General features: G+C 72.0%; 9 protein-coding genes, 1 tRNA gene and 3 pseudogenes. 3 read left to right on the top strand and 10 right to left on the bottom strand.

Annotated elements, in window-relative coordinates; translation table 11 throughout:
* Nucleotides 1-365 (bottom strand): annotated as a pseudogene (locus BL254_RS29725) (IS3 family transposase); the annotation flags it as partial.
* 588 nt (nt 366-953) lie between these two features.
* Here BL254_RS29725 and BL254_RS29155 point away from each other — a divergent pair.
* Nucleotides 954-1,616 carry a zinc ribbon domain-containing protein gene (locus tag BL254_RS29155; protein WP_139342489.1) on the top strand — a complete coding sequence of 221 codons (663 nt, stop codon included), beginning with the start codon at nt 954-956 and terminating at the stop codon, nt 1,614-1,616.
* Here the strand turns inward: BL254_RS29155 and BL254_RS24215 are convergent.
* A tRNA-Leu gene (locus tag BL254_RS24215) sits at nt 1,572-1,655 on the bottom strand. The genes BL254_RS29155 and BL254_RS24215 overlap by 45 nt on opposite strands.
* Before the next feature lie 377 nt (nt 1,656-2,032).
* Here BL254_RS24215 and BL254_RS24210 point away from each other — a divergent pair.
* A complete protein-coding gene (locus tag BL254_RS24210; RefSeq protein ID WP_139342488.1) occupies nt 2,033-4,606 on the top strand; it encodes a Tex family protein in 2,574 nt (857 codons plus the stop codon).
* A gap of 22 nt (nt 4,607-4,628) precedes the next feature.
* Here BL254_RS24210 and BL254_RS24205 read toward each other — a convergent pair whose 3' ends face one another.
* From BL254_RS24205 to BL254_RS24185, 7 genes and pseudogenes are all read right to left on the bottom strand, one after another.
* Nucleotides 4,629-6,002 carry an MFS transporter gene (locus BL254_RS24205; protein WP_052914919.1) on the bottom strand — a complete coding sequence of 458 codons (1,374 nt, stop codon included), beginning with the start codon at nt 6,000-6,002 and terminating at the stop codon, nt 4,629-4,631.
* A complete protein-coding gene (locus tag BL254_RS28865; RefSeq protein WP_200902542.1) occupies nt 5,999-6,430 on the bottom strand; it encodes a hypothetical protein in 432 nt (143 codons plus the stop codon). Before BL254_RS28865 ends, BL254_RS24205 begins: the two co-directional genes overlap by 4 nt.
* Entirely contained in the window at nt 6,400-7,080 is a 681-nt protein-coding gene (locus BL254_RS28860; protein ID WP_254858486.1) for an LLM class flavin-dependent oxidoreductase, read from the bottom strand. Before BL254_RS28860 ends, BL254_RS28865 begins: the two co-directional genes overlap by 31 nt.
* A gap of 197 nt (nt 7,081-7,277) precedes the next feature.
* Nucleotides 7,278-7,871, bottom strand: a complete 594-nt coding sequence (locus BL254_RS29720; RefSeq protein ID WP_047224825.1) for a GNAT family N-acetyltransferase — start codon at nt 7,869-7,871, stop codon at nt 7,278-7,280.
* A 63-nt stretch (nt 7,872-7,934) separates the two neighbouring features.
* Nucleotides 7,935-8,258 (bottom strand): annotated as a pseudogene (locus BL254_RS29715) (GNAT family N-acetyltransferase); the annotation flags it as partial.
* 327 nt (nt 8,259-8,585) lie between these two features.
* A complete protein-coding gene (locus tag BL254_RS24190) occupies nt 8,586-9,023 on the bottom strand; it encodes an NUDIX domain-containing protein (protein ID WP_047224813.1) in 438 nt (145 codons plus the stop codon).
* Between the two features lie 202 nt (nt 9,024-9,225).
* On the bottom strand, nt 9,226-10,167 hold the full coding sequence (locus BL254_RS24185; RefSeq protein WP_047224812.1) for a TerB family tellurite resistance protein: 942 nt from the start codon (nt 10,165-10,167) through the stop codon (nt 9,226-9,228).
* A gap of 379 nt (nt 10,168-10,546) precedes the next feature.
* Here BL254_RS24185 and BL254_RS24180 point away from each other — a divergent pair.
* A pseudogene (locus BL254_RS24180) lies at nt 10,547-10,669 on the top strand (Fic family protein); the annotation flags it as partial.
* Nucleotides 10,670-10,779: 110 nt separating this feature from the next.
* Here the strand turns inward: BL254_RS24180 and BL254_RS24175 are convergent.
* A partial coding sequence (locus BL254_RS24175; protein WP_175648450.1) for a universal stress protein occupies nt 10,780-10,873 on the bottom strand: 94 nt, incomplete at its 5' end.

Raw genomic sequence — 10,873 nt, 5'->3', positions numbered from 1 at the left:
GCGTCGTTCAATACCTGGTCTACGGCCGTTCGGTGTCCGCGCTCTCGGAGATCTGTTCCAAGAGCGCGCGCTTTTCCCATGATGTCCAGTGCGGTCTCCGTGGTCACGAGACGTGCCTTTAGCCGCTCGTTCTCCCGCCGCAGCTTCTCCACCTCGATCTGCTCCGCCGATTTCCCCGGCTTCTTCTCCGCAGGACCGCGGGCCGCAACGCCCGATCCCCCGAGAGCACCCGCATCACGGGCACGGGTCCACTCCACCACATGCGACGAGAACAATCCCTCCCGGCGCAGGATCGCACCTTTCTCCCCGTGCGGGGCGTTCTCGTACTCGGCGACGATCCGCAGCTTGTACGCCGTGCTGAACACCCGCCGCGACGGACGCGGCGCCGGGTCACGCGGTGAGGACCGGCCAGGACGCTCCTGGGACTCTGACTCCACGAACACGAGGATCTCCGATCACGCCCTCTGTAGCCAACCCGCACCCAGCGGATGTCTCACCCGAGACTGACACAGAGGGCTCCACCAGGTCCCAGAGCCCATCCGRTACCAAGCGCAGGGCAAGACGGTCGTCCACCCCTCAGATCATGGAACATGATCCGTCAGAACCACGTGAGACATCCTCTTACTGGAGGTTTTACGTGACTCTGGTGTGGAGAGGATACCTTTGACCTCGATGGCTTTTACAGCCTTTATCCGGTAAGGAGGTGTTCGTCCGTCCCAGGGTCGAGAGCACGCTGTCCGTCGAGCGTGGGTATAYGGTCCGGTGTCCGTCTGGTTCGACGATGACCCGGAAACTTCCTCCCAGCCGGACGACCGGTGCCCCGTCCGGCTGGTTTGGGACCGCGCCGGCCAGGGAGAAGCCTCCGTCATGAGCCCACGCAAGCCCTACCCCAGTGAGCTGTCCGACGCCCGCTGGGAGCTGATCGCCCCCACCCCTACCAGCTGCGCGGCCGGATGCGCTGCGGGATCTGCCAGCGGCGCATGCAGGGCAGCTGGAACAACGGCAAACCCCACTACCGCTGCGTCTACCCCGACCAGTACGCCCTGACCAACCACATCAAGCATCCCCGCAGTGTCTACGTCCGCGAGGAACTCATCATCCCCCACCTTGACCGCTGGCTGGCCCGTGCCTTCACCCCACCCCGGCTCCCCGCAACCATCGCCGCTCTCACCGCCGCCCAGGACGACGAAGCCGACATCGGCCGCGACGCCGAGCTCGACCGGGCACGGCGCGCGATCGCCGACTGCGACACCAAGCTGGAGTGCTACCGGCTCGCCCTCGAAGCCGGCACCGACCCCGTCATCGTCGCCCGCTGGATCGCCAAAGCCAACACCGAACGCGCCGCCGCCCAGGCCCGCCTACGCGCCAGCAGCCACCGCCAACGCATGACCGAACAGGAGATTTATGACATGGTCACCGCCGTGGGCGACATCGTCGCCGTCCTCACCGCGGCCGACCCGACTGACAAAGCGAAGATCTACACCCAGCTCGGCCTCCATCTGACCTACGAACCAGGAGCCCACCGAGTGATCGCAGAGGCCAAGCCTCATGCGATCATGTACGAACGAGAGTGTCCGAGGGGGGACTTGAACCCCCACGCCCTTAGAGGGCACTAGCACCTCAAGCTAGCGCGTCTGCCATTCCGCCACCCGGACCTGCAACGAACCAAGACTCTACACGGCTTGCGGGCGGATCGGTGTGGGGGTCGCCACCATCCGAGAGGAGCCTTCCGGATCTTCGGAAACCCCACGATTTCGATCTTCGGAAGCCCTGTGTCCCAGGCGGACGGGGCCAACGCGATGCGGCCCCGTCCGGCCGGATCGGGCCGCGCCCGTGACCCCGACCGGGCGGGCTGGTCGGGCCAGTCCGGGAAGGCCTGGATCGCTCCGGGATCGCTCTGAGCCATCCCGGAGCGATCAGGTAGCAGCCCGGAGCTGATGAGACGGGGCTGATGCGTCGGTGGGCCCGCCGGTCGGGCAAGCTGGTCCCCGACACCTCATCAGGACCCCGGCCACGGAGGCGGATCGAGATCGTGACGACGTCGGTTCATCGCAGGATCGCCGAGGAGCTCGGCGTGCGTGAGGGGCAGGTGACCGCGGCCGTCGACCTGCTCGACGGCGGGGCCACCGTGCCGTTCATCGCCCGCTACCGCAAGGAGGCGACCGGCATGCTCGACGACGCCCAGCTGCGGACCCTTGAGGAGCGGCTGCGCTACCTGCGCGAGCTGGAGGACCGGCGCGCCGCGATCCTGGAGTCGATCCGCGCCCAGGGCAAGCTGGACGACGCGCTCGAGGCGCAGATCCTGGCCGCCGACTCCAAGGCCCGCCTGGAGGACATCTACCTGCCCTACAAGCCCAAACGGCGCACCAAGGCCCAGATCGCCCGGGAGGCCGGTCTGGAGCCGCTCGCCGAGACGCTGCTGGCCGACCCGTCGCAGGATCCGCAGGCGACGGCCGCCACCTTCGTCGACCCGGACAAGGGTGTCGCCGACACGGCCGCGGCTCTCGAGGGTGCGCGGGCCATCCTGGTCGAGCGTTTCGCCGAGGACGCGGACCTGATCGGGACGCTGCGTGAGCGGATGTGGACGCGCGGCCGGCTCGTCTCCCGGGTACGGGAGGGCCGGCAGGACGCCGGCGCCAAGTTCGCCGACTACTTCGACTTTGCCGAGCCCTTCACCTCGCTGCCCTCGCACCGGATTCTGGCGCTGTTCCGCGGCGAGAAGGAGGAGGTCCTCGACCTCACCCTCGAACCGGAGCCCGCCGACGCGGACGGTGCCGGCGGGCCAGCCGCCGGCGGGGACGGCGCTGACGCCAACGGGCCGGCGGCAGCGACAGCGGCCGTGGCCGTGCCCCGGCAGACGGCGGCACAGCCGAGCAGCTACGAGGTCACCGTCGCCGCGCGCTTCGCCGTCGCCGACAACGGCCGCCCGGCCGACCGCTGGCTGCTGGAGACGGTCCGCTGGGCGTGGCGGACCCGCATCCTCGTCCACCTCGACATCGACCTGCGGATGCGGCTGTGGCAGGCGGCGGAGGACACCGCCGTCCGGGTGTTCGCGGTGAACCTGCGCGACCTGCTGCTGGCGGCGCCCGCGGGCGCGCGGGCGACCATGGGGCTCGACCCGGGGCTGCGCACCGGGGTGAAGGTCGCGGTGGTCGACCCGACCGGCCAGGTGGTGGCGACCGAGACGATCTACCCGCACRAGCCGCGGCGGCGCTGGGACGAGTCGATCGCCGTCCTCGCCCGGCTCGCGCGCGCCCACAACGTCGAGCTGGTCGCGATCGGCAACGGGACCGCGTCCCGGGAGACCGACAGGCTCGCGGGCGAGCTGGCCAGGCGGCATCCGGAGCTCAGGCTCACCTCGGTGGTGGTGTCCGAGGCCGGCGCCTCGGTGTACTCCGCGTCCGCCTATGYCTCGCGGGAGCTGCCCGAGCTGGATGTGTCGCTGCGCGGCGCGGTGTCCATCGCCCGCCGGCTGCAGGATCCGCTGGCGGAGCTGGTCAAGATCGACCCTCGTTCGATCGGGGTCGGCCAGTACCAGCACGACCTCTCCGAGGTGAAGCTGTCGCGTTCGCTGGACGCGGTGGTGGAGGACTGCGTCAACGCCGTCGGTGTCGACGTCAACACCGCCTCGGCGCCGCTGCTGACGCGCGTGTCGGGCATTGGCGAGGGGCTGGCGGAGAACATCGTGCGCCACCGGGACGCCCACGGCCCGTTCCGGTCCCGCCGGGCGCTCGTCGACGTCCCGCGGCTGGGGCCGAAGGCGTTCGAGCAGTGCGCCGGCTTCCTGCGCATTCGCGGCGGCGACGACCCGCTGGACGCCTCCAGCGTGCACCCGGAGGCGTATCCGGTGGTACGCCGCATCCTAACGGCCACGGATAGTGACATTGCGACGGTGATCGGTAACAGTTCGACGTTGCGGGCGCTGCGTCCGACGGACTTCGTCGACGACACCTTCGGTCTGCCGACCGTCACCGACATCCTCCGGGAGCTGGAGAAGCCGGGCCGTGACCCGCGTCCGGCGTTCCGGACCGCGGCGTTCGCCGAGGGCGTGGAGACGCTTGCCGATCTCGCGCCCGGCATGGTGCTGGAGGGTGTCGTCACCAACGTCGCCGCGTTCGGCGCGTTCGTCGACGTCGGGGTGCACCAGGACGGGCTCGTCCACGTCTCGGCGATGTCGCGGAACTTCGTCTCCGACCCGCGCGAGGTGGTCAAGCCCGGTGACATCGTCCGGGTGAAGGTGCTCGACGTCGACATCGCCCGCAAACGCATCTCGCTGACGCTGCGACTCGACGACGACAACAACACCGGCGGCAGCCGGGCCGACCAGCGCGCGTCGTCGGGTTCGTCATCGGGTTCCGGGCGCCACCGCGAGCGCGGTGCCGGGGGCCAGGGCCAGGCCGGTCCCCGTGAGCGTGGTGCCGCCGGCTCCGGGGCCGCCCGCGGGGCGCGTTCCGGCGGGGCGCGTTCCGGCGGGGCACAGCCCCGCGGCCGCCGCGGCGGGTCGAACGACGTGCCCGACGGCGCGCTCGCCGACGCGCTGCGCCGCGCCGGTCTCATCGACGAGTTCGGCAACAGCGTCAGCCAGCCGAAACGGACCGGCCGCTGACCCACCCACCCAGCCGGCCCGTTCACCCGGCCGGCTGAGGACAGCGCCCGCGGCGTGGGCGGTGCGAGCGGCGCGGGCCGTCCGGGCTGTGCAGCAACGTCTGGGCGCGGTTCTGGGAGTCGACGAGCCCGCCCACCAGACCCGACAGCGTGTTGACGCCGAACAGCAGCGCCAGCGCGCCCGTCGCGCTCGTGTGCGGCAGCGCGGCGGCGAGGGCCAGGAGCAGCAGCGCCTCGGCCGCGAGCCCGGCACTGATCGCTGGCGTGCCGAACCGGGTGGCGGCACACCAGCTCACCGCCGAGGCCAGGGCCATCGCGGCCGCCGCCGGCAGCCGGGCGGCCACCACGAGCATCGCCGGTACGTCCAGCGGGCCCAGCAGGAACAGCGTCACCACGACCGACTGGGCCAGCTGCGCGCCGAACCAGAACGTGGAGACGAGCGTGCCGGCCACGAAGCCGGGTGCGCGGGCCAGCACCGGCGGCAGGATGACCCGGCCGGGATCGCGTGTCCCGGCACGGCGCTCCCACCAGGCGAAGCCTGCGAGAGCGGCCAGCGCCACGGCGCCCAGCCCGGCCCGCCCCGCGCCGGGCAGCTCCGGTCGCACGAACGGCAGCAGCCCGGCCAGCGTCGCCGCGGCCAGCAACGCAAGCCCTGGGACGTCTGTCCGGACCGCGGCGGCGGCCCGCGCGGGGGAGGGGAGCCGGGCAGGCCGGCTCGGCGATCCCGACCGGCGGGGCAGGTGGCAGGCGCCGAGCACGAGTGTGCCGGCGGCGAGCGGAGCGCTCATCGCCACGACCGCGCGCCAGCCCAGGTCGAGCGGCAGCATGGTCACCAGCAGGCCGCCGGCCAGCGGACCCGCAACCCCCGCGACGCCGCCGGCCGTGCCGTAGGCGCCCATCGCTCTGGCCCGGCCGTGGCCGTCGAACAGGTCCTGGATCGTGCCGAGCACCTGGGAGCTGATCATGCCACCGCCGATGCCCTGCGCGAGCCGGGCCGCGATGGCGAACCCGACGGCGGGCGTGAGCCCCGACAGCAGGCTGCCGGCACCGAACAGCCCGACCTCGGCGAGGAACAGCCGGCGCCGGCCCCGCAGGTCACCGAGGCGCCCGGCCGGCACCAGCGCGAGTCCGAAGGTCAGCGAGTAGCTCGCCAGCAGCCACTGCACCTGCTCCTTCGAAGCATGCAGCGACGTGGTCAGCGACGGCACGGCCGGGGTGACGACGGCCTGGTCGAGCAGTGTGGTGAACCCGGCCGCGAGGCAGGTCAGCAGCGCGAGACGCCGAGCCGCCTCGGACGGGTCGTCGGATGCCCGGGGCATCACGGCGCGGCCGGCGCCGGCAGCCGTGACCGCAGCGGCCCCGGCGCCGTGGACAGACAGCTCCGGGCGCCGGGTCACGAGGATTCCGCTGCCACCGCCGAACCGGCCGGATGCCAGCCCAGCGCCGGGGCGATCTCGCGGGCGACGCTCTCCAGCCGGCGCAGGTCGGCGTCGAGGGTGGACGCCTCGTGGCTGACGACGGGGACGACGTAGTCGGCGAACTCAAGCAGGGCCGGGTCGGCGCGCAGACTGGTGACGATCTCCTCCGGTCGGCCCAGGTGCACGTTCAGCCGGCTGATCGCCTCGTCCCGGGTCCGTGGCACGTCCTCGGCGAAGCCGCCGCGGGCGAAGGCCCGGAACACCAGCTGGAGCGCGGGGTCGAGGTCGGCGGCGGCGGCCTCCCGGTCCCCGGCCGGGAAGACCGCTCTGATGACGGCGATCCGGGGCCGCGGGACACTGCCGGGCACCCAGGCGCTCAGGTACGCCTCGGCGAGCGGGCGCTGCACGGTGCGCGCGGGTCGTGCACGGCGGAGCCGAGCATCAGCCCATGGCCGAGGGACGCGGCGAGCTGGGCCCCGTCGGCCGACGAGGTGGCCTGCCAGATCCGGTTCGCGAGCCCGCTCGCCGGCGGGTTGAGTGACAGCCCGCCGGCCGGCCGCTGGGCGGGAGCGCGCGGCCGGCCGCCGCGCAGGATGCCGTCGACGGTGCGGACGGCATCGACGAACAGCTCCCGGCCGCGTTCGATGTCCCGGCCGAAAGCGGCGAACGCGTCGAGGTTCGCCCCGCCGCTGCCCAGACCGAGCTGCACCCGGCCGCCGCTGAGCTCGTCGAGCACGGCCGCGTCCTCGGCGAGGCGCAGCGGGTCCTCCAGCGGCAGCGTGACCACCGCGGTGCCGAGCTCGATCCGGCTGGTGCGCTCGGCGACGGCGGCCAGCAGCACCAGCGGGGACGGCAGCCGGCCGTAGTCCTGGCGCAGGTGGTGCTGGGCGACGAAACCACCGTCGAAACCGAGCTCCTCGGCCGCGACGAAGAACTCGACGAGATCCCGGTAGACCGTGCGGGCGGACCGCCCCGCACCGTGGACGTGGCTGAGGAAGCCGAGCCTGAACGGGCGGCTGTCGGCGGGATACCCGCCAGCCAGGGGCGCCGACGTCATGGCGGGCAGCGTATCCAGCGAATCCGACGTACCCAACGAATCCGATCGGTATGGTCGGTCTGGTCTCCGGCGCCTCGCCGCGAGCACGCCGCGGAGGTTGACGCTCCAGGAGACGCGGCACAGCCATCGACCTTCGAACCTGGCCCGTGTCGGTGAGGAGGTCAGCGTGCCGCCGGTGTCGTAGCGGTCTTCCGCTGTCAGGACGTCGAGGGCCGGTCCACGCGGTACACGTAGTGCAGGGGATCGTCGGCGGGGTTGTCCGGTGTGATGGGCCCCTGTCCGACGCGTCGGAGGCCGGCTTTCTCCAGGGCACGCCACGACACCCGGTTGGCCGCCACGACCGGCACCACGACGCAGGTGGCCTCAGGATGGTCGGGCCAGGTCCGGGCGACCATTGATGCGATCATGCGGGTGCCCAGGCCGTGCCCGGTCTGGGCGGGTTCGCCGATCAGGTAGTCGATGCTCATGGCACCGGCAGGGACGTCGACGATGGGTGCCAGGTCGTCGCGGTACTCGGGGTAGTCGGCAAGGCGGCAGCGTTGCACCAGCCCGACGGGCCGGTCGTCGAGCAGGGCGAGGAAGTCCTCCGACGGCTCCTCGCCGCGGGCCGCGGGGCCGAAGTCGCGGTGGACGGCCTCGGACGTGCTCTCGTGGTTCCACCACCGGGCAACATGTGGTTGCTCCAGCCATCCCCGCAGCAACGCGAAGTCGGGCTCGTCAAGCCGCCGCCAGGCGACTGTCACAGATCGCTGGCCTGCTGGACGCCGGCGGTGCTCAGCGGGTTTTTCCATGTCGATGAACTCCACGGCCCCGTAGCAGTCGAACGTCTCGGTGTGCCGTCCGGTCTCGGTGAAACCGAGGCGCCGGTACAGGCGGATGGCGCGTTCGTTGAAGGCCGCGACGTGGAGTGTGACCCGGCGCCGCCCGTAGATGGGGCGGGCGAACTCCAGGCCGGCCAGCACGAACCGTTCGCCGAGCCCGCGGCCGGTGAGATCGGGCCGCAGGCCGAACCCGTAGAACAGCGCGTCGTCGTGGAGTTCGAAAAAATAGAAGCCGACGAGGGCGCCGTCGTCGTCGCGGGCGGCGAAGAACCGTTCGGGGTTCTTCACGGGCAAGCCGTCACTGTCGTAGAAGTCGTAGGGCGGGTCGTAGCGCCAGGCGTCGTGCTCCTGGAACATGGCGTCGTCCGCCGGTTCGATCCGCACCGCTCCCGCCCCGAACGCCGGTCCCGCACCGTCAGCGTGATTCTCCCACGGAACGCCGGTGTCGCCGAGGCCTGGTGGGATCCGTTTTCCTCCATTTCCCTGCCCCCGCGGCAGGAGGCGGACGAGGCCCTGCCTCGTGGCCCGTTCTTCGGGCGGTGGCGGTGGCGGTTCGGTTTCGGCCCGTGTCCGCTCGGCGTCGGTCGGGTCGGAGGGGCAGCGGCGCGTCCATGCCATGACTCAGCCCCGCCGGGCCCGTCCCCGCACCGGGCCGCGTGTGCGTGAGTGTGCCGCGGGTCCCGGTCAGCGGCCCGCCGCATGCCAGCCGGGCCGGCGGCTGCCCACCCAGTCGAGAATCATGTCGGTGAGGGTCGCGGGGCGCAGATCAAGGTTTGGCAGCTCGCGTAACGCGACGGAGTTGATGTCGATGTCGTCCTTCCGGCTCCCGATCTCCGCACCCCACGGCAGATCGGCGGCGAACACGACGTTCAGCTCGTGGAACCGTCTGTCGTCCTCGACATAGGTGTGTTCGACGCAGCCGATGAACTCCAGATCACTGACACCGAACCCGGCCTCCGCGGAGGTTTCCCGGCGCAGCGCGGTTTCCACGGTCTCCCCGGGCCCGACGTTGCCGCCGGGCAGGAAGTACCAGAACTGGCCGCGACGGTTGGCCAGCAGTACGCGGTCCCCTGCGAGGATGACGGCACGGGCGCTGACCTCGGTCGGCATGGTGGGGGGCATCGGCGCTCCAGACCAGGACGTGTCTGATGGATGTTGGTCGGTGCGGGCGGTGATCCAGGCGGTCTCCGGTCCGGCGAGGCCCGGGCGACAGGTGAGGCCGGGCGACAGGTCCGGTGGCGGCCGGGTCCCGCTCCACCCGCGTTGACGTGACCCCGCATGGACGTGACCCCGCATGGTCGCCTCCCGCGGCCACCGGAACCGATCACGTAAGCCCGGGCGCGACGGTCTGCGCGGCGAACTCGGCCGGGTCGAGGCCGAGCTCGCCGATCACCTCCCGCACCACAGCCTGTTCACTCGGTGTGAAGTCGCCGTCGATGCGGCCGATGACCTCACCGATGCGGACCACCGCGGCGGCCTCGCCGACCCGGCCCCGCACCTTCGTGATCTCGGCAAGGGCGGCCAGCTTCCCGGTGGCGACATCGTCCTGCAGCCGGGTGAGATGGCTGTCGAACAGCGCCTCCAACTCGTCCGCCGGGAACTGCGACATCACCGGGTCGGTGGCCACGAAGCCCCGCAGCCCGTCGCGTTCCGCCGGGTCGACACGCCCGTCGGCGGCGGTGACCAGGGCGCACATCGCCACCGCCGCGTCCCGGAACCTGTTGCTGCGCAGTTCGTCGCGCCGGGCGGCGAGCTGCGCGCGCAGGGACGCCAACGAGGGGCGCAGCCCGGCCCAGCCCGGCTCCCGACCGGCCGGGACCGCGCCCCGCCACAGCGGCCAGCCCTCCGCCAGCCAGCGTCGTACCACCCAGGCGACCGGCAGCGGACGCAGCCGGGTCGCCAGCAGCAGGCCGATGTCGACGGCCCGCACCCTGTTCCCCCGCCAGGCCTCCGGCAGCGGGACGGCCGCCGGCCAGTCGGCGGCGAACAGGATCGTCAGGCTGTGGCCGGCCGGCGGCTCCCCGGCAGCCCGGTCGGAGGGTGCGTCGGCGTGCTCCACCGCGCCGGCGAACCGCCACGCGGACGCCTTCGGGCCGCCGAGACCGTCGAGATGGCGGTCAAGAGCGGGCTCGATGCCCTCGCCCGACTCGACCGGGCCACCCGGCAGGACATACCAGGCGTCTGCGGGAGGCTGGGCCAGCAGCACCCGGTCCGTCACCCGCGCCAGCAGTCGGACGTCGAGAGCCACCGACGAGCGTGCGGACATCCACAAACTCCTCCCGTCGCGGACACGCAGCCGCACCCGAGGATCGGGCCGACGCCATCATCCCCCAGCCGTGACGATCCGACGTCATCGGATGTCACCATCAGACGTCGGATGTCAGTCAGCCGACCGGCCTGTCGCGGTGGCTGCCACCGTGGCGGGCGAGACAGCCCGGCCGTCGAGCGGGTCGGAGAGCGAGCGGGCCGAGGAGACAGCCGGACGGGTCTTCCGCGAATCGGCACGATCATGCGTGTGGGATCTGTCGGACGCCTCGACCCGAGATGCGCAACCGCCGGTGGACGAGCTTTGTATTCCGCGTATTCCGTAAAAGGACCGATCTGTCCTGTTTTGCCGCGGCCGCCACGTTGTGAAGATCTTCATCCATCCGCTGGTGCGAGCGGCGATGGCGCATCTGCACCTTGTGTCCATCCACCCCTGGGCCGACGGAAACGGCCGGATGTCCCGTTCGCCGCAAACGCTCATGATCGCCCGCGAAGGCGTCCTGGTCGTCGTTGACGAGGTCCGGTTCCTCCGCGCGCACCGTGGCCACGGCCCGGCAGGAGTCCTGCGGGAGTCTCGAAGGCCCGCGGCACGTCGAGGCGCTGACGCCTCCCGCTACGGGCGTACGACGGCCACCGGGCAGGCGGCGTGCAGGACGCACTGGTGGCCGGTGGAGCCGAGCAGCAGCGCGGCGAAGCCGCCGTGGCCG

The organism is Protofrankia sp. BMG5.30 (assembly GCF_001983005.1).
GTDB classification, from domain to species: Bacteria; Actinomycetota; Actinomycetes; order Frankiales; family Frankiaceae; genus Protofrankia; species Protofrankia coriariae.
This window is presented reverse-complemented; position numbering and strand designations above follow the sequence as displayed.

Excerpts from the sequence above, each read along its gene's own strand:
- BL254_RS24185 (WP_047224812.1), bottom strand. The coding sequence starts at position 10,167 with ATGTCCGCACGCTCGTCGGTGGCTCTCGACGTCCGACTGCTGGCGCGG.
- BL254_RS29155 (WP_139342489.1), top strand. The coding sequence starts at position 954 with ATGCGCTGCGGGATCTGCCAGCGGCGCATGCAGGGCAGCTGGAACAAC.
- BL254_RS24190 (WP_047224813.1), bottom strand. The coding sequence starts at position 9,023 with ATGCCCCCCACCATGCCGACCGAGGTCAGCGCCCGTGCCGTCATCCTC.
- BL254_RS28860 (WP_254858486.1), bottom strand. The coding sequence starts at position 7,080 with ATGACGTCGGCGCCCCTGGCTGGCGGGTATCCCGCCGACAGCCGCCCG.
- BL254_RS29720 (WP_047224825.1), bottom strand. The coding sequence starts at position 7,871 with ATGGAAAAACCCGCTGAGCACCGCCGGCGTCCAGCAGGCCAGCGATCT.